Here is a 21,744-nt window from a genome sequence, read left to right as displayed (position 1 = left end):
CCCCCATTCCAGACCCTTTTGGGGAAATCGAAGCGCACGATTGATTGTATACAATCACTTGCCTGGCAGACTAATCTTGGCGCCATTGTCGATTCTTCATCCTGGAGTACAACAATGAAAACCTATGATGTGGTGATCATCGGCGGCGGCCCGGGCGGCTACAACGCCGCAATCCGCGCCGGTCAGCTGGGCATGAGCGTGGCCTGTGTGGAAGGCCGCTCGACCCTCGGCGGTACCTGCCTGAATGTCGGTTGCATGCCGTCCAAGGCACTGCTGCATGCCTCGGAGCTGTATGAAGCGGCGGTGGGCAGCGAGTTCGCCAACCTGGGTATCGAGGTCAAACCGACCTTGAACCTCGCCCAGATGATGAAGCAGAAAGACGAAAGCGTGACCGGCCTGACCAAGGGCATCGAGTTCCTGTTCCGCAAGAACAAGGTCGACTGGATCAAGGGCTGGGGCCAGATCGCAGGCACAGGCCGGGTCAATGTCAGCGCCGAGGACGGCAGCATCACTGAGCTGCAGGCCAAGGACATCGTCATCGCCACCGGCTCCGAGCCGACCCCGCTACCGGGTGTAACCATCGACAACCAACGCATCATCGACTCCACTGGCGCCCTGTCGCTACCCAGCGTGCCCAAGCACCTGGTGGTGATCGGTGCTGGCGTGATCGGCCTGGAGCTGGGTTCGGTGTGGCGGCGCCTGGGGAGTCAGGTCACCGTGATCGAATACCTTGACCGCATCTGCCCGGGCACCGACGAAGAGACCGCCAAAACCCTGCAACGCGCGCTGGCCAAGCAAGGCATCAGTTTCAAGCTGGGCAGCAAGGTCACTCAGGCCACCGCCTCGGCGGAGGGTGTCAGCCTGAGCCTGGAACCTGCCGCCGGCGGTGCCAGTGAAAGCCTGCAAGCGGACTATGTGCTGGTCGCTATCGGCCGTCGTCCGTATACCAAGGGCCTGGGCCTGGAAAATGTCGGCCTGGAAACCGACAAGCGCGGCATGCTCGCCAATGAGCACCACCGCTCGGCGGTGCCAGGGATCTGGGTTATCGGTGACGTTACCTCCGGCCCGATGCTCGCGCACAAGGCCGAAGACGAAGCGGTGGCCTGCATCGAGCGGATCGCCGGCAAGGCCCATGAGGTCAACTACAACCTCATCCCCGGGGTGATCTACACCCGTCCGGAACTGGCCAGCGTCGGCAAGACCGAAGAGCAGCTCAAGGCCGAAGGACGTGCCTACAAGGTCGGCAAGTTTCCCTTCACCGCCAACAGCCGGGCCAAGATCAACCACGAGACCGAAGGCTTCGCCAAGGTCCTGGCCGACGCCAACACCGACGAGGTGCTCGGCGTGCACCTGGTCGGCCCGAGCGTCAGCGAGATGATCGGCGAGTTCTGCGTGGCCATGGAGTTCTCGGCTTCGGCCGAAGACATCGCCCTGACCTGCCACCCGCACCCGACCCGTTCCGAAGCCTTGCGCCAGGCGGCGATGAACGTCGAAGGCATGGCCATGCAGATCTGACTTCAGTCAGCCTGCACCCCTGCCCTGCTCACCTGTGGCACTGGTCGCCGCAGGTGCAGCAGCAGGTGCGCGAACAAGCCGAAGATCAGCCCCCAGAAAGCCGCCGACAAACCGAGGAATGACATCCCCGAAGCCGTCACCAGGAAGGTGATCAACGCCGCCTCGCGGTCACTCGGCACACTCATCGCCCCGGCCAGCGCTCCACCAATCGCACCAAACAAGGCCAGCCCGGCCAGCGCTGCGATCAAGGCCGCAGGAAACGCAGTGAACAGTGACACCAGCGTTGCCCCGAACACCCCCAGCAGTAAATACAGCACGCCCCCACAGACACCCGCCCAATAGCGTTTGCGCGGATCGTCATGTGCTTCACGACCGGTGCAGATGGCCGCCGTGATCGCTGCCAGGTTCAGGCCATGACAACCGAACGGCGCCAGCATCAGACTGGTCAGCGCGTTACTGGCGATGATCGGGCTGGCCGGGGTTTGATAGCCATCGTTACGCAACACGGCGATACCCGGCACGAACTGCCCGGTCAGCGCCACCATCACCAGCGGCAGGCTGATGCTCAACACAGCGTTCCAGCTGAATGCCGGCGTGGTCCATACCGGTGTAGCCAGCCCCACCACCAGCGCCGAGCTGTTCATTTCGCCGCTGAACACGGCAATGCTCACTCCGCACACCAGCACCGCCAACACCGCGTATCGCGGAGCGATGCGCTTGAACACCAGGTAGCTGACGAACATCGCCAGCACCAGCAGCGGTTGCGATTTCAATGAGGTGAACAAGCCGGTACCGAAACTGAACAGGATACCCGCCAGCATCGCTGCGGAGATGGCTGGCGGCAGCTTGCCGACAATGCGGTCAAAGGCGCCCGACAGACCGACGAGCAGGATCACCAGGTTGGCGACAATGTAGGCACCGACCGCTTCGGCAAAAGCGATGTCCGGCAACAGCGCCACCAGCAGGGCCGAGCCCGGTGCCGACCAGGCAATCACCAACGGCACCTTGAAGCGCAGGCTGAGCACCACGCCGAGCACACCGCTGCCGATGGAAATGGCCCAGACCCACGAAGACAGTTCAGCCGCCGACAGCTGTGCGCTGTGGGCGGCCTGGAAGATGATCACCAAGGGGCCAGCGTAGGAAATCAGGGTGGCGATGAAGCCGGCAACCAAGGCAGAGAGGGAGAAGTCCTGGAGTATTGTTTTCATTGGATTGTCCAGTGAGTGGCTTCTGAAAAGCAGCGCGGGGCAAGCCCACTCCCACAGTCTTATTACCTGTAGGAGCGGGCTTGCCCCGCGATGGATTCAACCCGGTCCTCAGACGTCTTGCAACGCCCGCGGCCGCTTGCTGCGTGCTTCACTCGCAGGCTTGGGTGCATTGAGCAACTGGAAGTCGAAGTCCATTTCGGCAAAGCGCCCTTCTACACCACGGGCATCGGCGGCGGCCGCATCCTCGACAAAGCGCAGCTCGCCGATCAGGCCGTCACGGGTGGCATAGGCAAAGTCGTCCCACAGGTACTGATCACCGGCCAGGTTGATCTGGGTGGTCAGGTGACGATACCCCGGTGCGGAAATGAAGAAGTGGATATGCGCCGGACGATTGCCGTGACGACCCAGCTGGTCGAGCAGTTCCTGGGTCGGCCCGTCCGCAGGGCAGCCATAACCCGACGGCACGATGCTGCGTGCGCGGTAGCGGCCTTCGGCGTCGGTGACGATACGCCGGCGCAGGTTGTAGTCAGACTGGGTGCTGTCGAAGTACGAATAGGTACCCTGGGTGTTGGCATGCCACAGGTCCACCACGGCGCCAGCCACCGGCTGGCCCTGCTCGTCCAGGACACGCCCCTGGAGGAACATCACCGTGCCCGGGTCCAGGCCGTCGTCCATCCGCACTTCGCCTTCGGCCATCGGTGCGCCAGCAACATACAGCGGCCCTTCAATGGTGCGCGGAGTACCGCCGCTGATGCCGGCTTCGGCATCCTGGGCATCGAGTTGCAGGTCCAGGTAGTGTTCGACGCCCAGCCCGGCCACCAGCAGGCCGGCTTCCTGGCGCGAACCCAGGCGGTTGAGGTAATCCACCGCCTTCCAGAATTCATCAGGGGTGACTTGCAGGTCTTCGATGATGCGGGCGACGTCGTTGACGATACGGTTGGTCACCAGCTTCATGCGCGGGCTACCCAGGTCGTTGTTCAGGCCACTGACTTCTTCGAAGAATTTCTGGACATCGGCAGTGTGAGCAATCTTCACGGTCATGATATGTACCTCGAATTGTTGTTATCGGCGTTACGCGTTCAACGGTCGTCGCTGTGGATCGATGACGGGTGGCGGCACAGGCCATCGATCTCGATGTCCATGTAGGGGAACAGCGGCAGCTGCATCAGGGTGTCGTGCAGCGCCTCGACGCTGGGCAGGTCGAACACGCTGTAGTTGGCGTAGTGCCCGGCAATGCGCCACAGGTGGCGCCAGCTACCTTCGCGCTGCAGCCGCTGGGCCAGTTCCTTTTCGTCGGCCTTGAGCGTTGCGGCTTTGGCCGGGTCCATGTCCAGGGGCAGGTTCACGGTCATTTTCACGTGGAACAACATGGCATCTCTCCTTACTTGCGGCTGAAGAACGCCAGGCGCTCTTCGTCCAGGGTCAGGCCCAGGCCCGGGGTGCGTGGTACGTGCAGGGCGAAGTCGCGATACACCGGCGCTTCGTTGACGATCTCTTCGGTCAGCAGCAGCGGGCCGAACAGTTCGGTGTGCCAGGTCAGTTTGTTCAGGGTGACAAAGGCATGGGCGGCGGCCAGGGTGCCGATCGAACCTTCGAGCATGGTTCCACCGTACAGGGCGATACCGGCGGCTTCGGCGATCTGCGCGGTGCGCAACACGGCACGCGGGCCACCGTTCTTGGCGATCTTCAGGGCGAAGATGCTGGCGGCGCCGTCGGCTGCCAGGCTGAAGGCGTCCTCGACGCTTTCAATCGACTCATCGGCCATGATCGGTGCCGGGCTGCGCTGGTTCAGGCGTACCTGGCCGGCGCGGTTGATGCGCGAAATCGGCTGCTCGACCAGGTCGATACCGTTGTCGCCCAGCACCTGGCAAGCGCGAATCGCCTGGGACTCGTCCCAGTACTGATTGACGTCGACCCGCACGCTGGCGCAGTCGCCCAGTGCGCGTTTGATCGCGATCACATGGTTGAGGTCGTGGCTGACTTCGTTGGAACCGATCTTCAGCTTGAAGATACGGTGACGGCGCAGGTCGAGCATTTGCTCGGCCTCGGCGATGTCGCGTGCGGTGTCGCCACTGGCCAGGGTCCAGGCCACTTCCAGACTGTCGCGTACACGCCCGCCAAGCAGTTCGCTGACGGCCAGGCCCTGGCGCTTGCCCTGGGCATCGAGCAAGGCGCTTTCGATCCCGGAGCGGGCGAAGGTGTTGCCCTTGATGACCTTGTCCAGACGCTGCATCGCCGCATTGATATTGCTGGCATCCTGGCCGATCAACAGCGGCGCAAAGTAGCTGTCGATGTTCTGCTTGATGCTTTCCGGGCTTTCGTTGCCGTAGGCCAAGCCACCGATGGTGGTGGACTCACCCAGGCCTTCGATGCCATCCGAGCACTGCAGGCGGATGATCACCAGGGTCTGTTTCTGCATGGTGTGCATCGCCAGCTTGTGCGGGCGAATGGTCGGCAGGTCGACGATCAGCGTCGAGATGCGTTCAATCAAAGGATGACTCATCGAGATCTCCAGGGGCGCTCAGCCGAGGTCGCCGCCGCCAACCGGCAACACCGTGCCGGTGATGTAGGAAGCCTCGTCGGAGGCCAGAAAGAGAATCGCGCCAACCTGCTCATCGAGGTTGCCGTAGCGTTTCATCAGGCTGCTGTCGAGGGTCTGGTCAACGATCTGCTGGTACCAGACTTTCTCGTCGCTGCTCTGCTCGGCGCTGTTGCGTGGCACTCGACGTGGCGGTGCTTCGGTGCCACCGGGTGCCGTGGCATTGACCCGTACACCACGGCCGGCGGTTTCGAAGGCCAGGCAGGCGGTCAGTGCATTCACTCCGCCTTTGGCGGCGCCATAGGGCACGCGGTTGACACTGCGCGTGGCGATCGAGGAAACGTTGACGATGGCGCCGCTGCCCTGCTCAAGCATGTAGGGCAGCGCCGCGTGGCAGCACCACAGGGTGGGGAACAACGAGCGACGCACTTCGGCTTCGATCTGCGCCGCTTCGTAGTGCTCGAAAGGCTTGGCCCAGATGGTGCCGCCAACGTTGTTGACCAGCACATCGAGGCGACCGAAGCGCTCCACCGCTGCCGCCATCACCCGGTTGCATTCGCCGTACTGCTCCAGGTCTGCGGTCAGGGTCAGTACACCTTCGCCTTGCAGCTCGTGGACCAGCTCCGAGCGGTCCACCGCCACCAGGGTCGCGCCTTCTTCGAGCAAGCGCTCACACAGGCGGCGGCCGATGCCCTGCGCCGCGCCGGTAACCAGCGCGACCTTGTTGTCGAATCTGTTGTTCATGACAACCTCGAATAAAAAAGGGACCGACCGTACCCGCACGATGCGCCCGGCCCCATAAAAACGGCTTCAGGCAGCGGCAGCGGCGAATTTTTCGTAGTAGAAGTTCGCCGGGGTGATGCCCTGTTCGCGGATGTACTGGCTGACCGCTTCGACCATCGGTGGCGGGCCGCACAGGTACACATCGACATCGCCTTCGTTGAGGTGGCGCGGCTCGATGTGCTGGGTGACGTAACCCTTGAGCGGATGCTGGCTCTCGGGGTTGGCCACGCAGGCGCTGTAGCTGAAGTTGGGGATGCGTGCGGCCAGCGCTTGCAGGCGGTCAAGCTCAACCAGGTCGAAATCGTTGGTCACGCCGTAGATCAGGTGCAGCGGATGCTCACTGCCCTCCTCGGCGATTTTCTCCAGCATCGCGGTGAACGGCGCCAGCCCGGTACCGCCCGCCAGCAACAGCAAGGGCCGACGGATTTCACGCAGGTAGAAGCTGCCCAGCGGACCGGCCAGGGTCATGCTGTCGCCAGCCTTGGCCAGACCTGTGAGGAAGCTGCTCATCAGGCCGCCCGGCACGTTGCGGATCAGGAAGCTGACCTCACCGTCCTTTTGCAGCGAGCTGAAGGAGTAAGCACGGGTCTGCTCGCTGCCGGGCACGCCGAGGTTGACGTACTGCCCGGGCAGGAAGGCCAGGCGGCTCAGGGCATCACCCTTGATCGACAGGGCAATGGTGCTATCGGACAGCTGGCGCACCGCGCTGATGCTGGCCTGGTAGCTGGACTGCTCGGTCTTGCACACCTGCGATGAGGCTGGAATGCGTACCACGCAGTCGCTTTCAGCGCGCATCTGGCAGGTCAGTACATAACCCTGGGCGGCTTCTTCCTCGCTCAAGGCGTCTTCGATGTATTCCTGGCCCAGGTCATAACGACCGGCCTCGGCAAAACACTTGCAGGTACCGCAGGCGCCATCACGGCAGTCCAGCGGGATGTTGATGCCCTGGCGGTAGGCGGCGTCAGCCACGGTTTCGTCAGCAGTGGCGTCAATGAAACGGGTAACCCCGTCTTCGAAATTCAAGGCGATCTTGTGCATGGCACACCTCGCAGAAAAGCTGGATTCAGATGTGGTAAACGTCGATGACCTGACGCACGTAGTCGTTCTTGAGCACTACCTTCTTGGCCTTGATCAGCGGCCGTTCGCCGCGCACATCAAGGGTGTAGAAACTGGTGCCGAAGTGACTGTCCACTGTCTTGTAGCGAAAGCTCAGGGTGTGCCAGTTGAAGCGCACCTTGCAGACGCCATCGTTCTGTTCCAGCAGTTCGATGTTGCTGATGTTGTGCGAGGTCCGGGTGTCGGGCATGGTCGCACTGGAGCGCTCGGTCTTGATCCGGAACACCCGGTCTTCCAGACCGCCACGGTTGCCGTACCAGATCAGCGAGATTTCCCGTTGCGGGTCTTCGGTGAGCTGGTCGTTGTCGTCCCAGGCCGGCATCCAGAAGGTGGCGTCGGCGGCGTAGCACTCCAGCCAGTTGTCCCACTGGCTGTCGTCCAGATAACGCGCTTCTTCGTAGAGGAAATCGCGCACTTGCTCGAAGGAAATGCTCATTGCACGGCCTCCACCGGGATCAGCTGTTGCTCGTCGGCGAGGGCCTTGAGCATGGTTTCCTGCCAGTACTTGTGTTGCAGCATGAACAGGCCTTCGTCTTCGGTACGCACACCGCTCATTTGCGGATGCAGGTCGATTTCCTGGGCAGCGGCATCGGCGCCGTCGACCCAGTGGGTGGCCCCGCGGGACATGTCGTTCCAGCCACGCCCGCCCTGATAACCCATCTGGCACGAGCGGAACTCTTCGAGGTCGTCCGGCGTGGCCATGCCACTGACGTTGAAGAAGTCTTCGTACTGACGGATGCGCTGGGACCGGGCCTCGGCGCTCTCGCCCTTGGGCGCGATGCAGTAGATGGTGATCTCGGTCTTGTCCACGGCGATCGGCCGGGCGATACGGATCTGCGAACTGAACTGGTCCATCAGGTACACGTTCGGGTACAGGCACAGGTTGCGCGAGTTCTCGATCATCCAGTTGGCGCGGGCCTGGCCGAAGTCGGCGGCCAGCTCGTCACGGCGCTCGAACAGCGGACGGTCCTCAGGGTTGGCCCAACGGGTCCAGAGCAGCAGGTGACCTTTGTCGAAGGAGTAGAAACCACCACCGCTCTTGGCCCAGCCGCCAGCGCTCATGGTTTTCACTTCGCTGCCCGCCTCGCGCTGCTTGCGCTGGTTCTGGGTAGCGGCGTAGTTCCAGTGCACGGCGCTGACGTGGTAGCCGTCGGCGCCATTCTCGGCGGTCAGCTTCCAGTTTCCTTCGTAGATGTAGGAGGACGAACCGCGCAGCACTTCCAGGCCTTCCGGCGACTGATCGACGATCATGTCGATGATCTTCGCCGACTCGCCCAGATGCTCGACCAGCGGGACCACGTCCGGGTTCAGGCTGCCAAACAGGAAACCGCGGTAGGACTCGAAACGCGCGACCTTGGTCAGGTCATGGGAGCCTTCACAGTTGAAGCTCGCCGGGTAGCCGGCATCGACCGGATCCTTGACCTTGAGCAGCTTGCCGGAGTTGTTGAAGGTCCAGCCATGGAACGGGCAGGTGTAAGACGAGCGGTTACCGCTCTTGTGCCGGCAGAGCATCGCACCGCGGTGGCTGCAGGCATTGAGGAAAGCATTGAGCACCCCATCCTTGTTGCGCGCGATGAAAATCGGCTGGCGCCCCATGGTGGTGGTGAGGAAGTCGTTCTTTTCAGGAATCTGGCTTTCGTGGGCAAGGTACAGCCAGTTGCCCTCGAAGATGTGTTTCATCTCAAGATCGAACAGACGGGGGTCGGTGAACATCTCGCGCTTGCAGCGAAAGACGCCCTTCTCCTGATCTTCTTCAAGCAGGGAATTAAGGTAATCGAATCCCAGGGACATGGCCGGGGCCTCCGTTGTTATTGTGGTCAGGCCATGTCAGGTTAGGGAGCGAGGGGCACGGCAAATATCCGCTTTGTGCAGACCTTTATCCGTTTTCTGCAAAGTGTCAGGAACGACGCTTGAGGGTATCGGAGGGGAGTTCGCCGAACAGCGACTTGTAGTTTTCCGAGAAGCGGCCCAGGTGCACGAAGCCATAATCCATGGCCAGTTCGGTGATGCTGCGCACCGGGCAGTTGGGGTCGGCAAGGCTGGCGTGGATGCGTTCGAGCTTCTTCTGGCGGATGTAGATTTTTGGCGTGGTGCCGGCGTTGCGCTCGAACAGCGCATACAACGAACGCAGGCTCATGCTGGCCTGGCGCGCCAGTTGTTCACTGCAGATATCCAGCTTGAGGTTGCCCTCGATGTAGCCGGCAATCCGGTCGAAGGTCACCGCCTGGCTGGTCAGAGCCTCGCGACTGACGTTGGTCGGCATCAAGGTCAGCATCTTGCTGGCGACGATCTGGCTGTAGTGCTCCTGCACCCGCAATAGCGGCTCGCTGGCTTCGGCTTCATGACAGACCATGGCCAGCAAGCCGGAGAAACCTTCCAGCGCCAGCAGCTGGTAATGGCTCTGGAGGAAGCGCACGCCTTCGCCGGGACGCTGCCAGCGTTGTTCATCGCAGACATTTTCCAGCAAGCGGTTGGGCAGCTTGAGAATGAATTTTTCGCAGTCGGCCGAATAGGCAAGGTCGACCGGCTCGTCCGGGTTGATCAACAACAACTCGCCAGGACCGAGCAAACGCTCGGCACGACCGCGCCGCCACAGGCAATGGCCACGCAGCAGGATCTGCAGGTGAAAGACGTTTTCCAGGGCCGGCGACATCACCCGCACTTCGCCACCGTAGCTGATCCGGCACAGATCAAGGCTGGCGAACTTGCGATGATCGAGGCACGCCTCTGGATGCCCGTAACGCGGCAGGCGGATGTTATGCACCCCCACATGCTGATTGACGTAGGTCGACACGGCATAAGGATCGGCACGATCGAAAACCCGGCTGCGCTCACTGAGCAGGGGACTCTCCATACCAGGACACTCGTTGTAGTTATCCTGCGAGTCTAAGCGATAGCACGGGTTTTCGACCAATCCGTGGATGGACGGTGTGTTTCCAATCAAGACTTGTTGGAGGCGCACACCGAACCTTGTGGGAGCTGGCGAAGCCTGCGATCGCCCGCAAAGCGGGCGTTACAACAACGTCCAGGTATACGTCAGGATCACCCGGTTCTCATCAATATCCGAACGGTAGTTGGACCGCGCCATGGCATTGCGCAGCCGCACCCCCAGCCCCTTCAACATCCCGCTCTGCACCGCGTAACCAATGTCCAGATCGCGCTCATGTTCCTTGCCCTCGAAGCCTTGCCCGGTATCGACATTGTTACCTTTCAGGTAGCGCACCGTTGCCGTCAGCCCCGGAACCCCCATGGCCACGAAGTCGTAGTCGTAACGCACCTGCCAGGAGCGCTCATCGGCAAAAGAGAACTCATAGGTCGGTACTTCGTTGCCCAGCGGCGAAATATTCGGAAATACACGGGGAAAGGCATCTTCACCATAAATACCCTGGTAGCCAACGCTGAACGTATGCCCGCCGCGCTTGGCCGACAGCAGTGAGTAGAACGCCTGGTTGTCGATATCGCCAATGCGGCTTTCGCCCTGCTCCTTGGCGCTGAAGTAGCCAAGGTTGGCGCCCAGTACCCAATCACCCACCGGCTGGCTGTGTTTGAGGCCGACAAAGCCCTGTTGATAAATGTCCTCCAGGCGGCCATACCAGAGGCTCAAGGTGCTGCGGTTGGCGTTGAAGCTGTAGTCGCCACCGGCAAAGTTGAAGGCATCGCTGTCGGCCTGGCGCTGCGGCAGGTGGCCGAGCATGGCGATCAGTTTTTCATCGCCCGCCTCGTTGCGCAGGCTGGTGGAGCTCAGGTGCCCCGCCTGCAGGGTCAGGCCGCTGATTTCCGCCGAGCTGATGCTGGCGCCCTGATAGGTCGGCGGCAGCAGACGCGAGTCGTTGTACTGAAGGATCGGCAGGTTGGTTTGCAGTTCACCGACCTTCAGTTCGGTCTTTGAATAACGCAGCTTCAAGGTCGCCCCGGCGCGGCTGTATTCATCAGCCGCGCGGCCGTCATCCTGAACCGGCAACAGGCCGGTGCCGGTGCGGTCCGGGCTGCTGTCGAGCTTGAGACCGAGCAGGCCGATGGCATCGACGCCAACGCCAACGGGGCCCGGGGTGTAGCCTGATTTGAAATTGAGGATAAAGCCCTGCCCCCACTCCTCGGCCTTGGACTGCTTATTGGCGCCAACGATGCCGGAAAAATCACGGCTGAAGTAGTAGTTGCGCGCTTGCAGGGTGGCCGTGGCGTCCTTGAAAAAGTCAGGTTCGGCGGCCTGGGTGGTGAAACTCAGGGCGAACAAAGACAGCAACCCGATTGGACGGAGGTTGTTCATGATGACGTGCTCTTTTTATTGTTGTTTTTGATCTTGAGAACTTCGGTGCCCGCATCGCTGGCAAGGCCAGCTCCCACAGGTATTGCATGCACCAGACTTTGTGGGAGCTGGCGTTGCCAGCGATTGAACCAACACGGATGCTGGCTAGACCGCTGATTGCAGCGGCGCCCTTTCCTTGGCTGTACCGCAGCTGGCAAACACCATCATCGCCACTGCTGCCACCGCTCCGGGCACGGCAAAGGCCATGAAATTCAGCGCCAGCGGCAACTGGATCCCCAACAACAGGCCGCCGAGGATCGGGCCGACGATTGCTCCGCTACGACCGATTCCCGAGGCCCAGCCAAGGCCGGTGGAACGGATGCCCATCGGATAGAACTGGGCAACACAGGCATACGCCAGGATCTGCGTACCGATAGTGGTCGCCCCGGCAATCGCGATCAGCAGGTACAGCACCGGTGTCGGGCTCTTGAAGCCCAGCAGGCTGATCGACAACGCCGCCAGCGCAAAGAACACCACCAGCACACGGTCGAGCTTGAAACGATCGCCAATCCAGCCACCACCGACAGCCCCGAAAATCGCCCCGAAGTTGAGCACCAGCAGGAAAGCCAGGCTCGACCCCAAACCGTAACCAGCGTTGTTCATCAGTTTTGGCAGCCACGAGTTGAGGGCGTAGACCATCAGCAGGCAGCAGAAGAACGCGACCCAGAGCATCAAGGTGCTCAGCGCCCGGCCTTCACGAAACAGCTGCGGAACCGACCCACCGGCCTCAACACCAGCGACCACTTCCAGACGGTCGCCGGCCTGTGGCTGATAGCTGGGCTCGACCCGTTGCAGCAACTGGCTGGCCTGTTCGGTGCGTCCCTGACGCACCAGAAAACCCAGGGACTCCGGCAGAAAACGCAGAATCAACGGCAACAGCAGCAAAGGGATGACTGCGACGTAGAACACCGACTGCCAACCGAACGCTGGCAACAACACGATACCCAGCCCGGCCGAGAGCATGCCGCCCACCGAGTAACCGCTGAACATGATCGCCACCAGGGTGCTGCGCATCCGCTTGGGAGCGTATTCGTTCATCAGCGCCACGACGTTGGGCATCACCCCACCGATTCCCAGGCCCGCCAGGAAGCGGCAGATACCGAATTCCGTCGGGTTGCGGGCAAAGCCGTTAAGCACGGTGAAGCCACTGAAGAGGATCACGCAGATCATGATCGCCTTCTTGCGGCCAATGCGGTCTGACAACGGCCCGAACACCAGCGCGCCGAACATCATGCCGAACAGCGCGTAGCTGCCCAGGGCCCCGGCCTGCAACGGGGTCATGCCCCATTCCTGCATCAAGGCCGGCAACACCACGCCATAAATGACCAGGTCGTATCCGTCGAAGATGATGATCAGCGCGCACCAGAACAGCACACGCCAGTGGAAGGTATTGAACTTCGCCTGATCGATCAGGCCATTGATATCGATAGCTCGCATGTGGCGTGTCTCTTTTGTTGTTGTTATCGAAACCCGAAGGCGAACCTGCCGTGCAGTGTTCGCGATCTCAGGTTAGGAGCAGTACAAAAGGGCCAATAGCCGTTTCCTGCGAATCGCTATCCAGTTTGCGCAACGGCTGACCAGGGGTCAGCGATGCCGTTTGAAGGTGGCCGAGGGTAGTTCGCCAAAACGCTGGCGATAGCTTTCGGCAAAGCGCCCAAGGTGCAGGAAGCCGTAGTCCAGGGCGATCTCGGTAACGTTGCGCACCGCGCTTGCCGGGTCCTGCAGGGCGGCATGAATGCGCTCGAGCTTGCGCTGGCGCACATAGCCCTTGGGCGACAAACCGGCATGGCGCTCGAACAGTGAGTACAAGGTGCGTTCGCTGACCCGCGCAACAGTCATCAGCTGACCGACACTGATGTCCTGCTCCAGGTGGGCGTCGATGTAGGCTGCCAGTTGCTCGAACGAGTGGGTCTGCTGCACTGGCTCAACGCGTTGAACGTTGTTGCCGAGCAAGCTGAGCAACTTGCTGGCAACAATGCGCCCGTAATGCTCCTGGACCTGCAGCAACGAGTCGGTGGACTCCGCCTCTTCGCAGATCAACCCGAGTAAGCCGATAAAACCTTCCAGCTCACCGGTGACATGGCGCGCGCTGTTGAAACGAATGCCACCCTCGGGCAACTGCCAGCGCTGTTCCAGACAAGCTTGCTCGAGCAGGCTGACCGGCAACTTGAGGATGAACTTTTCGCAGTCGGCCGAATAGGTCAGGTCGACCGGATCGTCCGGGTTGATCAACAGCAGCTCGCCGGGCACGTAGTGATGTTCATTGCCACGAAAACTGGACTGGCAATGGCCCTTGAGCAGAATCTGCAGGTGATACAGCGACCCCAGGGCGGGCGAGGTAATCCGCGCCTTGCCGCCATAGCTCAAGCGGCACAGGTCGAGGCTGGCGAACTTGCGGTGGTTGATGCTCGCCTTCAGGTCGCCGGTTCTGGGCAGGCGCAGGCTATGGCCACCGACATGCTGGTTAACGTATTCGGACACGGCATAAGGGTCGGCGCGCTGAAACACACAGCTGCGCTCGCTCAACAGGTGGCTGCTCATGGGCTGCCCTCTTCTTGTTCTTGCTGGACGATATCCACAGGGTCTGGTTATCCACAGGGCACCAGCTTGCGTCAGCACCCGCAGGCAGTCCAATATCTGTTGGGTAGGCAACAATACCCTGGAGGTATCATGGAACTGCGCCATCTGCGTTACTTCCGGGTGCTCGCTCAGACCCTGAACTTCACCCGCGCCGCCGAGTTGCTGCACATTGCCCAGCCGCCTTTGAGCCGGCAAATCCGTCAGCTGGAGGAAACCCTCGGAGTCGATCTGCTTGAGCGTAGCCGTCCGCTGCGCCTGACCGAGGCCGGGCGCTACTTTTATGAACAGAGTGCAATGTTGCTCGACCAGCTCGAGCAGATTTCCGAAGGAACCCGACGTATCGCCAACAGCGAGCGCCAATGGCTGCGCATCGGCTTCGCGCCTTCGACCCTTTACGACCTGTTACCTGAGCTGATTCGCCAACTGCGCAGTAATCAGGAGCTGGAACTTGGCCTGCAGGAAATGATCACCCTGCAGCAGGTCGAAGCCTTGAAAGCCGGACGCATCGATATCGGTTTTGGCCGCATCCACATCAAAGACCCGGCCATTGACCAGCAGGTACTGCGCGAAGACCCGCTGGTAGTCGCCCTGCCCTGCGGCCATCCGCTGATCGGCCAGCCCATCGACCTGGTGCGCCTGGCCTTTGAACCCTTCGTGCTCTACCCCGCCACCCCGCGCCCGAGCTACGCCGACCACATCATGGCGTTGTTCTCCAGTCAGGGCCTGAGTGTGCAGGTGATTCAGTGGACCAACGAACTGCAGACCGCCCTCGGGCTGGTGGCTGCCGGCCTGGGGATAACTTTGGTGCCCGCCTCGGTGCAGCGCCAGCACCGCGACGATATCGTTTACGCACCGCTGAGCGAGGCAGCGGCGGTTTCACCGATCATTCTCAGTCGCCGGGTTGGGGATAACTCCCCACAGGTCAGGCATTGCCTGAGTCTGATTGAACGCATGACCGGCCACTAGGGCCGGTCACGTCTCACTCAGGCCAAACTCCCCTGATTTTTATCCACAGCCCCGGAATGAAAGCGCTCGGCGAGGAACGGGGTGATATCCACAGGCGAAGGTTCCTCATGCAGGACCTTGTCGATCATCACCCCGGTGATCGCCGAGGTGAGGATGCCGGTGCGAAAGTGTCCACAGGCATTCAGGTAACCGGAGACTTCCGGCACTGGCCCGAGGATCGGCAGTTCATCCGGCGACCCTGGGCGCAAACCGGCCCAGGTACGCTTGAGGTTGATCTGCGCCAGCTCCGGAATACAGCGAATCGCACCCTGTACCAGGCCGTTGATTTCCGGGAAGGTATTGCTGACGTCGAAACCTTTGTCTTCAGTGGTGCTGCCGATCAGGATTTCGCCGTTGTCCTTTTGCGCCATGTAGCAATCGCTGGTGGTCAGGCAACCGTTCAGTAGCTTGGGCATGCGTTCGGTGAGAATGATCTGGCCCTTCACCGGGCTGACCGGGATCCGCAGGCCGGTGGCCTGTTCGCTGAGGTCGGCCGCCCAGGCACCTGCGGCATTGATCAGGGTCTGGCAATGGAACGTGCCTTCCTCGGCGGTCTGCACGCCGCTGACCCGTGAGCCCTGATGCAATACAGCGGTGACGTTGGTGTTGTGGAACAAATCGACACCATTCTGTCGCGCAGCTTCCATATAAGCGTCGGCCAGGCGGAACGGACTGACCTGGTGATCGCAAAGAAACTCCAGGGCACCACGCGCCTGATGGCTGACCGCCGGTTCCGCCTGACGCAGGGCCTCGCGGTCGAGCCAGCGCACCTGCTCGGCCAGGTGCGGGATCTGCGCGACGATATGCTCGGCGTACAGCTGGTCTTCATCGTCGTAGATCACGTACTTGAGGCCGGTGCGCTCGAACTTGAAGTCCATGCCGTGACGCTCGATCAGTTCACGGTGCAGTTGTGGATAAAGTGCATTGGACTGCAGGGCAAAGTCGAAGAACGACTGCGGCAGGATATGCGGCGTGCTGGCATCCACCACCACTGCAGCCCCTTGCGCCTGGCGCTTGTGCTGGGCCGACATCATGCGAAAGAAGATCACCCCGCAGCCCAGGCCGACCGACTCGCCAATCGCCCACAGGCCACCGGCCGAAGCGCGGGTGGCATTGCCGGGGCGCTTGGCATCAATCAGGGCGATCTTCAGGTTCTTGCGTTTGGACAGCTGATAAGCGCAGGAGGCGCCAATGACGCCACCGCCAGCAATGACTACGTCGTAGGTTCTGTTCATGGTTCAGGCTTCCGTGCCAGGTTGCTGGAATGCAGAGAACGGTATCGGGTCGACCGGAAAACGCGGGCGCAGCCAACCGACGTCAACACGACCTGTCGCTTCGCGCAGACGGTCGCTGCAGTAGCCCACGCACATACGTCCCTGACAGTCGCCCATGCTCACCCGCGTACGCATCTTCAGCCCGGCCATGTCTTCCACGCCCTGCTCCAGGGCCAGGTCGATATCCGCACGGGTCACATGCTCACAGCGGCAGATCACCGTATCGGCCTGCGGTAATTCGATCTGTCGGGTGCCACGTTGGGTATAGCGCTCTACCCCGGCACGAAAGCGCTTGATTGCCGCCAACTGCCCCAGGTACTGCTCGCGCAGTTCGATGGCCTGCTCGGCATTGAGCACTTCGACCTGCAGCAGGATCGACACCGCTGCAATCCGCCCGGTCAGCATCGCCGCTTCACCACCACGGATACCGCCCATGTCGCCGGCCAGATGAATGTGCTGCTGGCTGCTCTGCTGCCAGACATTGCTCTTGGCGCGCAGGTAGCCATCGTCACTAAAACCGTGCTCCAACCCCAACTGCTGGCTGAGCTGGGTACGCGGTATGAAGCCGTAGCCCACCGCCAGGGTTTGCGCGGGTTCGCGCTGGGCACGGCTGTGGTCCGGCTGCCAGTTGTTGTCGTAAGGCGCTACAACGACTTCTGCGAGTTCGCCCTCACCCCTGGCCTCGACCACGCCCCAACCGTAATACATCGGAATGCCATTGAGCTTCATGTAACCGAGCATGCTCAATCCATCGAGAAACAGCTGCGGCTTGTTCAGCAGCGCCAGGCTTTCCTTGGCGATCTTGCCGAAGGCGCAGGCTTCATAGACACCGACCACTTTCGCCCCGGCTGCGTGCAGCTGGCAGGCCACCAGCGGCAGCAAGGGACCAGTACCGGCAATCACCGTGCTGCCCAGCGGTTTGACCACGCCGCTCTTGATCTGCAACTGCAAGCCACCGAGCAACAGCACACCGGGCAGTGTCCAACCAGGAAACGGCACATTGCGCTCATGGCAACCGGCCGACAGCACCAGCTGCGAGTAGTCAATCTGATGCAGACGCTCTTCGCCATCGAGCACCATCAAACACTGTTCGTCACCGCCTACCACGCGGCTGTTGAGGCGCAGGTCGATGTACCCGGCACAGGCGGCGAATTCCTTGTGCAGCGTGTTCAGGGCCTTGCTGTAGCGCGCGCCCAGATAACCCAGGTCCACGCCTGCGCGCAGCGGTCCGCGATACACCACCCCACCCGGCCGCGACGCTTCATCGAACAACACACTGGGTACACCGTGATGCGCCAACTCAATGGCTGCCGCCATACCTGCCGAACCACCACCGACAATCACTGGACGCAGACTCATGGTGCCTCCTGCCCGGCAAAGCGGTTGCTCAGGGTTTCCACCTGCATACCGGGCTGGACCACGGTCTGGCAGGCACGGCGCTTGGGCCGGCCATTGATTGAAACCAGGCAGCAATGACATACGCCCATGCCGCAAAAAGCACCGCTCAGCTGTGCGTGATCGTTGCGCGCCACCTGGCGCAGGCCCACAGCGTTGAGGACAGTGAGCACCGTCTCGCCGGCAGCGACTTCGACCGGCTGGCCGTTGAGGTGGATGGTCATGTCAGCCCGCGACAGGGGCTGGATATCGAGTTTTCGATCCAGTGTTTGCATAGCGCCTTTCATCCGTGAAAAGGGAAATGGGGACTTGGCACACTATGCGAAGCAGCTGCAGCAACTATTGATCCAGGCCAGCTTTCGGCCCACTTGAGCGATTAACCACCCACCGCCCACATCTCCCCTGGCCTTGATCGCCTGCGTCCCGGAGGCTCAATTGCTGAATGCACCCAAGCCGAGCCCCGCCAGTACATACAGTCGATGGCAGGTGCATAGACCACACCCAACACGTAAACAGACCTGTCGCCTGACGATGTCGCATTATGTAAAACCATATGATTTAATTTGGCTTTAGCATCCTATAACTTGTGTTTTACAGGCCCTTACCGAAATGAGCCAAACTACGACAAGCCCTACGGATGCATTGAGAGGGATTGAGACCGAACAGGTCTGGGACATCGAACGCGCTTACGAGCACTTCAAAGCCTGCGGCGAAGCCGACACCAAGCGCACGACTGAACGACGCCTCAATACTCACGGTCTGTTACCTAAAGAGTTGGCCGAAGAAGTTCTAAAAGATGAACACGACCGCCCGGCAAACGGCATTGTGCTGGCCTGGGCCATTGAGCAAGCCCGCAAACGGCGAGATCGAGTGCTCTTCGCACAACTGAGTCCATTACCCAGCGGCAAGCCTTGCCTGTATGCGAACGATGCCCGAGGGGCCCGCTTCTGGGTGCCGTTGCAGAATGTCGAGTTCGATGCGATCGGCCAAGCCCTGACTGCATTGCAGCAGCATATCGGCAAACCCATCGCAGTGTTTCCGCATGGCACTCTAGTGGCATTGCTGCGTGATACACCCGATATGCTTGATATCCATCTTTGCCCGCAGGCCTACCAGCCGGTGCTGCCCACAGATCTTAAGCTCCACGGCTTCGATTCATTGCCCGGACAACCAGTTTCCGAACTATCTGCGCACCTCAAACGCCTGGAATCAGAGAGCATCCATATCATTCGAGAGGCGGTGGCCGAAGCGCAGAACCCGGCGATGCTGTACTCCATCGGCAAGGACAGCGGTGTCATGCTCCATCTGGCCCGCAAAGCCTTCTATCCCTCGCCTCCGCCATTCCCCTTACTGCATGTGGACACACGCTGGAAGTTTCAGGAGATGTATCTTTTCCGTGACTTCATAGCTCGCGAAAGCGGCATGGATTTGCTGGTGCACACCAACCCCGACGCCATCGAAAAGAATATCAACCCCTTCGATCATGGCTCCTCCCTGCATACCGACATTACTAAAACTGAAGGGCTCAAACAGGCGCTGGACAAGTACAAATTTGATGTGGTGTTTGGTGGTGCACGCCGCGATGAAGAAAAATCCCGCGCCAAGGAGCGCATCTTCTCGTTCCGCAGCGCGACCCACCGCTGGGACCCCAAAAGCCAGCGCCCCGAACTCTGGAACCTCTACAACACCCGTAAAGGCCAGGATACAAGTATCCGGGTATTCCCCCTCTCGAACTGGACAGAACTCGATATCTGGCAATACATCTACCTGGAAAACATCCCCATGGTGCCCCTGTACTTTGCCAAGCCGCGGCCTGTGGTGGTGCGGCACGAGATGTTCATGTTGGTCGACGACGAGCGTTGCAAGCTGCTGCCCGGCGAAGAGATCCAGATGCGCAAGGTGCGCTTTCGCACGCTCGGGTGTTACCCGCTTACCGGAGCAGTGGAGTCCGAGGCACAGACGCCGGAAGACATCCTGCTGGAAATCATCAATACGCGCCAATCCGAACGGCAGGGCCGCAAAATCGATACTGACAGCGCCGCTTCCATGGAGAAGAAAAAACAGGAGGGCTACTTCTGATGGCAAGCCTCAAAAGAAGCACGTTGCCTGAAAAACCAGCACACAAAACAGCCTCGGTCGCTCAATGGCTGGAGCTGCAAGCCAGTCAAGATCTGTTGCGCGTCATCACCTGCGGCAGTGTAGATGACGGCAAAAGCACCTTGGTTGGACGCCTGCTCTGGGAGTCGCAGCAGATACTCGATGATCAGTTAAGCACTCTGCAGGAAGACTCCAAACGCCATGGCACGCAAGGCAACACTATCGACCTCGCCTTGCTGGTCGATGGGCTCGCAGCAGAACGAGAGCAGGGCATCACCATCGATGTGGCCTACCGTTTCTTCTCCACGGCACACCGCAAATTTATCGTGGCCGACACCCCTGGGCATGAACAATACACCCGCAACATGGTCACCGGAGCTTCCACGGCCGACGTCGCGGTGCTGCTTATCGATGCGAGCCAAGGCGTATTAACGCAAACCCGGAGACACGCCTACCTGGCATCGCTGGTGGGCATCAAGCACATCATCCTGGCCATCAACAAGATGGACCTGGTGGCTTATGACGCTCAAGTGTTCGCTGCCACCCAGACTGCTTTCCAAGCCGTGGCTGAGGCACTAGGGTTCGAAAGCATCACCGCCATCCCCTTGTCAGCTCTCAAGGGTGACAACATCACCTCACGTTCAGCACAAACACCCTGGTACCAGGGCCCAACCCTGATAGCCTGCCTGGAAACCATCAGCGCTCTGCCCCCTGCTGAACCCAAGACAGTGTTCCCGGTTCAGTGGGTCAACCGCCCAAACGCCAGTTTTAGGGGCCTCAGCGGCACACTGGCTTCCGGACAACTGACCGTGGGAGACGACGTGCGCGTGAGCGTATCCGGCCAGGCGGCCAAGGTCTCACGCATTGTGACAGCCGATGGTGACCTGGACAGTGCCAACGCAGGCGATGCTATTACCCTGGTGCTGGATCGGGAAGTCGATGCCTCAAGGGGCGACGTGCTCGCAAGCGCCAACCAGCCGCTGGAGATAACCGACCAGTTCGAAGCTACCCTGGTGTGGATGCACGAGGAGCCGGGGTTGATCGGGCGAGCCTACGAAATAAAGCTGGCCAACCAATGGGCCAGCGCCAGCCTTACCACCTTGAAATACCGTGTAGACGTCAACACCCAAGCCCACGAGTCCTGCCGCCAACTGGGGCTTAACGACATCGTGGTAGCCAACGTTGCACTGAGCAAGCCTCTGGTCTTCGACACCTATGCCCAATCACACACCCTGGGCGGCTTTATCTTGGTCGACAAGTACACTCACACCACCGTTGCCGTCGGCATGATCCGCCACAACCTGCGCCGAGCGCAGAACGTGCACTGGCAGGCACTGAGTGTCGCCCGCCAGGATCGCGAGCGGCTCAATGGCCACAAAGGCAAGGTGATCTGGTTTACCGGCCTTTCTGGCTCGGGCAAATCCACCATTGCCAATGCACTGGAAAAAGAACTCCACGCCCAAGGTAAACGTACCTATATCCTCGACGGAGATAACATTCGCCAGGGCCTGAACAAAGACCTTGGTTTTACCGATGCCGACCGGGTGGAAAACATCCGCCGCGTGGCCGAAGTGGCCAGGCTAATGATGGACGCGGGACTGATCGTAATGACCGCTTTTATCAGCCCCTTCCATGCAGAACGGGAAATGGCACGGGAGCTGATCGGGCAAGAAAATTTTATCGAGGTGTTTGTGAATACATCTCTGGAGGTTTGTGAGCAGCGTGATCCCAAGGGGCTTTACAAGAAGGCAAGAAGCGGACAGCTACCGAACATGACGGGAATCAGCAGCCCGTATGAAGCACCACTTAATGCAGACATTTCTATTAGTACTACCCGGATGGGCATAGAGGAGACATTGGCATTTATTCTGGCCGCCATGGCCGCCCGGGATTAATCTCGAGCGACCTGGCTGAGACTTCCGGAAA

At 60.7% G+C, this 21,744-nt stretch carries 19 protein-coding genes; 4 read left to right on the top strand and 15 right to left on the bottom strand.

Annotated features, from left to right (window positions below; translation table 11 throughout):
- Window positions 1-114: 114 nt before the first annotated feature.
- The gene (gene lpdA, locus AC07OF_RS00825; RefSeq protein ID WP_157190585.1) at window positions 115-1,515 is read left to right on the top strand and encodes a dihydrolipoyl dehydrogenase; all 1,401 of its coding nucleotides are present in this window, start codon (window positions 115-117) and stop codon (window positions 1,513-1,515) included.
- Window positions 1,516-1,517: 2 nt separating this feature from the next.
- Here the strand turns inward: lpdA and AC07OF_RS00820 are convergent, their stop codons facing one another.
- From AC07OF_RS00820 to AC07OF_RS00765, 12 genes are all read right to left on the bottom strand, one after another.
- Window positions 1,518-2,723, bottom strand: a complete 1,206-nt coding sequence (locus AC07OF_RS00820) for a benzoate/H(+) symporter BenE family transporter (RefSeq protein WP_495072486.1) — start codon at window positions 2,721-2,723, stop codon at window positions 1,518-1,520.
- A 108-nt stretch (window positions 2,724-2,831) separates the two neighbouring features.
- Window positions 2,832-3,764: a catechol 1,2-dioxygenase gene (catA, locus tag AC07OF_RS00815; RefSeq protein WP_038616056.1), complete on the bottom strand. Its 933-nt coding sequence runs from the start codon at window positions 3,762-3,764 to the stop codon at window positions 2,832-2,834.
- A gap of 38 nt (window positions 3,765-3,802) precedes the next feature.
- On the bottom strand, window positions 3,803-4,093 hold the full coding sequence (catC, locus tag AC07OF_RS00810) for a muconolactone Delta-isomerase (protein WP_038616059.1): 291 nt from the start codon (window positions 4,091-4,093) through the stop codon (window positions 3,803-3,805).
- Between the two features lie 11 nt (window positions 4,094-4,104).
- Window positions 4,105-5,226 (bottom strand): muconate cycloisomerase family protein, encoded by a 1,122-nt coding sequence (locus AC07OF_RS00805; protein ID WP_495072485.1) that lies wholly within the window; start codon window positions 5,224-5,226, stop codon window positions 4,105-4,107.
- A gap of 18 nt (window positions 5,227-5,244) precedes the next feature.
- Window positions 5,245-6,006: a 1,6-dihydroxycyclohexa-2,4-diene-1-carboxylate dehydrogenase gene (locus AC07OF_RS00800; RefSeq protein WP_495072484.1), complete on the bottom strand. Its 762-nt coding sequence runs from the start codon at window positions 6,004-6,006 to the stop codon at window positions 5,245-5,247.
- Window positions 6,007-6,072: 66 nt separating this feature from the next.
- On the bottom strand, window positions 6,073-7,083 hold the full coding sequence (gene benC, locus AC07OF_RS00795; protein ID WP_038616066.1) for a benzoate 1,2-dioxygenase electron transfer component BenC: 1,011 nt from the start codon (window positions 7,081-7,083) through the stop codon (window positions 6,073-6,075).
- Window positions 7,084-7,108: 25 nt separating this feature from the next.
- Window positions 7,109-7,597 carry a benzoate 1,2-dioxygenase small subunit gene (gene benB / locus AC07OF_RS00790; RefSeq protein ID WP_038616069.1) on the bottom strand — a complete coding sequence of 163 codons (489 nt, stop codon included), beginning with the start codon at window positions 7,595-7,597 and terminating at the stop codon, window positions 7,109-7,111.
- The gene (benA, locus tag AC07OF_RS00785; protein ID WP_495072483.1) at window positions 7,594-8,952 is read right to left on the bottom strand and encodes a benzoate 1,2-dioxygenase large subunit; all 1,359 of its coding nucleotides are present in this window, start codon (window positions 8,950-8,952) and stop codon (window positions 7,594-7,596) included. The genes benB and benA overlap by 4 nt, the downstream gene beginning before the upstream one ends.
- 106 nt (window positions 8,953-9,058) lie before the next feature.
- The gene (locus AC07OF_RS00780) at window positions 9,059-10,015 is read right to left on the bottom strand and encodes an AraC family transcriptional regulator (RefSeq protein ID WP_157190589.1); all 957 of its coding nucleotides are present in this window, start codon (window positions 10,013-10,015) and stop codon (window positions 9,059-9,061) included.
- Between the two features lie 159 nt (window positions 10,016-10,174).
- Window positions 10,175-11,428: an OprD family porin gene (locus tag AC07OF_RS00775; RefSeq protein WP_157190590.1), complete on the bottom strand. Its 1,254-nt coding sequence runs from the start codon at window positions 11,426-11,428 to the stop codon at window positions 10,175-10,177.
- Window positions 11,429-11,572: 144 nt separating this feature from the next.
- Complete coding sequence (locus AC07OF_RS00770) at window positions 11,573-12,904, bottom strand: aromatic acid/H+ symport family MFS transporter (RefSeq protein WP_157190591.1); 1,332 nt, start codon at window positions 12,902-12,904, stop codon at window positions 11,573-11,575.
- A gap of 147 nt (window positions 12,905-13,051) precedes the next feature.
- Window positions 13,052-14,008: an AraC family transcriptional regulator gene (locus AC07OF_RS00765; protein ID WP_157190592.1), complete on the bottom strand. Its 957-nt coding sequence runs from the start codon at window positions 14,006-14,008 to the stop codon at window positions 13,052-13,054.
- Window positions 14,009-14,137: 129 nt separating this feature from the next.
- On the opposite strand from AC07OF_RS00765, the gene AC07OF_RS00760 reads away from it, so the two are divergent.
- Complete coding sequence (locus AC07OF_RS00760) at window positions 14,138-15,013, top strand: LysR family transcriptional regulator (protein ID WP_157190593.1); 876 nt, start codon at window positions 14,138-14,140, stop codon at window positions 15,011-15,013.
- A 17-nt stretch (window positions 15,014-15,030) separates the two neighbouring features.
- Here AC07OF_RS00760 and hcnC read toward each other — a convergent pair whose 3' ends face one another.
- The 3 genes from hcnC to hcnA are packed head-to-tail and all read right to left on the bottom strand — an operon-like array spanning window position 15,031 to window position 17,996.
- On the bottom strand, window positions 15,031-16,287 hold the full coding sequence (hcnC, locus tag AC07OF_RS00755) for a cyanide-forming glycine dehydrogenase subunit HcnC (protein ID WP_495072482.1): 1,257 nt from the start codon (window positions 16,285-16,287) through the stop codon (window positions 15,031-15,033).
- Between the two features lie 3 nt (window positions 16,288-16,290).
- On the bottom strand, window positions 16,291-17,685 hold the full coding sequence (hcnB, locus tag AC07OF_RS00750) for a cyanide-forming glycine dehydrogenase subunit HcnB (protein ID WP_495072481.1): 1,395 nt from the start codon (window positions 17,683-17,685) through the stop codon (window positions 16,291-16,293).
- Window positions 17,682-17,996: a cyanide-forming glycine dehydrogenase subunit HcnA gene (gene hcnA / locus AC07OF_RS00745; protein WP_157190596.1), complete on the bottom strand. Its 315-nt coding sequence runs from the start codon at window positions 17,994-17,996 to the stop codon at window positions 17,682-17,684. Before hcnA ends, hcnB begins: the two co-directional genes overlap by 4 nt.
- A 334-nt stretch (window positions 17,997-18,330) precedes the next feature.
- On the opposite strand from hcnA, the gene cysD reads away from it, so the two are divergent.
- On the top strand, window positions 18,331-19,800 hold the full coding sequence (gene cysD, locus AC07OF_RS00740; RefSeq protein ID WP_198325389.1) for a sulfate adenylyltransferase subunit CysD: 1,470 nt from the start codon (window positions 18,331-18,333) through the stop codon (window positions 19,798-19,800).
- Window positions 19,800-21,713 carry a sulfate adenylyltransferase subunit CysN gene (cysN, locus tag AC07OF_RS00735; protein WP_495072480.1) on the top strand — a complete coding sequence of 638 codons (1,914 nt, stop codon included), beginning with the start codon at window positions 19,800-19,802 and terminating at the stop codon, window positions 21,711-21,713. Before cysD ends, cysN begins: the two co-directional genes overlap by 1 nt.
- The last annotated feature ends 31 nt before the right edge of the window (window positions 21,714-21,744 follow it).

Source organism: Pseudomonas sp. GW821-FHT10B02, from assembly GCF_059415665.1.
Note: the sequence above shows the minus strand (reverse complement) of the source record. Positions and strands in the feature narration are given on the sequence as shown.

What these genes read in the sequence shown, in the direction of transcription:
- lpdA (WP_157190585.1), top strand. Translation starts at nt 115, where the DNA reads ATGAAAACCTATGATGTGGTGATCATCGGCGGCGGCCCGGGCGGCTAC.
- AC07OF_RS00820 (WP_495072486.1), bottom strand. Translation starts at nt 2,723, where the DNA reads ATGAAAACAATACTCCAGGACTTCTCCCTCTCTGCCTTGGTTGCCGGC.
- catA (WP_038616056.1), bottom strand. Translation starts at nt 3,764, where the DNA reads ATGACCGTGAAGATTGCTCACACTGCCGATGTCCAGAAATTCTTCGAA.
- catC (WP_038616059.1), bottom strand. Translation starts at nt 4,093, where the DNA reads ATGTTGTTCCACGTGAAAATGACCGTGAACCTGCCCCTGGACATGGAC.
- AC07OF_RS00805 (WP_495072485.1), bottom strand. Translation starts at nt 5,226, where the DNA reads ATGAGTCATCCTTTGATTGAACGCATCTCGACGCTGATCGTCGACCTG.
- AC07OF_RS00800 (WP_495072484.1), bottom strand. Translation starts at nt 6,006, where the DNA reads ATGAACAACAGATTCGACAACAAGGTCGCGCTGGTTACCGGCGCGGCG.
- benC (WP_038616066.1), bottom strand. Translation starts at nt 7,083, where the DNA reads ATGCACAAGATCGCCTTGAATTTCGAAGACGGGGTTACCCGTTTCATT.
- benB (WP_038616069.1), bottom strand. Translation starts at nt 7,597, where the DNA reads ATGAGCATTTCCTTCGAGCAAGTGCGCGATTTCCTCTACGAAGAAGCG.
- benA (WP_495072483.1), bottom strand. Translation starts at nt 8,952, where the DNA reads ATGTCCCTGGGATTCGATTACCTTAATTCCCTGCTTGAAGAAGATCAG.
- AC07OF_RS00780 (WP_157190589.1), bottom strand. Translation starts at nt 10,015, where the DNA reads ATGGAGAGTCCCCTGCTCAGTGAGCGCAGCCGGGTTTTCGATCGTGCC.
- AC07OF_RS00775 (WP_157190590.1), bottom strand. Translation starts at nt 11,428, where the DNA reads ATGAACAACCTCCGTCCAATCGGGTTGCTGTCTTTGTTCGCCCTGAGT.
- AC07OF_RS00770 (WP_157190591.1), bottom strand. Translation starts at nt 12,904, where the DNA reads ATGCGAGCTATCGATATCAATGGCCTGATCGATCAGGCGAAGTTCAAT.
- AC07OF_RS00765 (WP_157190592.1), bottom strand. Translation starts at nt 14,008, where the DNA reads ATGAGCAGCCACCTGTTGAGCGAGCGCAGCTGTGTGTTTCAGCGCGCC.
- AC07OF_RS00760 (WP_157190593.1), top strand. Translation starts at nt 14,138, where the DNA reads ATGGAACTGCGCCATCTGCGTTACTTCCGGGTGCTCGCTCAGACCCTG.
- hcnC (WP_495072482.1), bottom strand. Translation starts at nt 16,287, where the DNA reads ATGAACAGAACCTACGACGTAGTCATTGCTGGCGGTGGCGTCATTGGC.
- hcnB (WP_495072481.1), bottom strand. Translation starts at nt 17,685, where the DNA reads ATGAGTCTGCGTCCAGTGATTGTCGGTGGTGGTTCGGCAGGTATGGCG.
- hcnA (WP_157190596.1), bottom strand. Translation starts at nt 17,996, where the DNA reads ATGCAAACACTGGATCGAAAACTCGATATCCAGCCCCTGTCGCGGGCT.
- cysD (WP_198325389.1), top strand. Translation starts at nt 18,331, where the DNA reads ATGAGCCAAACTACGACAAGCCCTACGGATGCATTGAGAGGGATTGAG.
- cysN (WP_495072480.1), top strand. Translation starts at nt 19,800, where the DNA reads ATGGCAAGCCTCAAAAGAAGCACGTTGCCTGAAAAACCAGCACACAAA.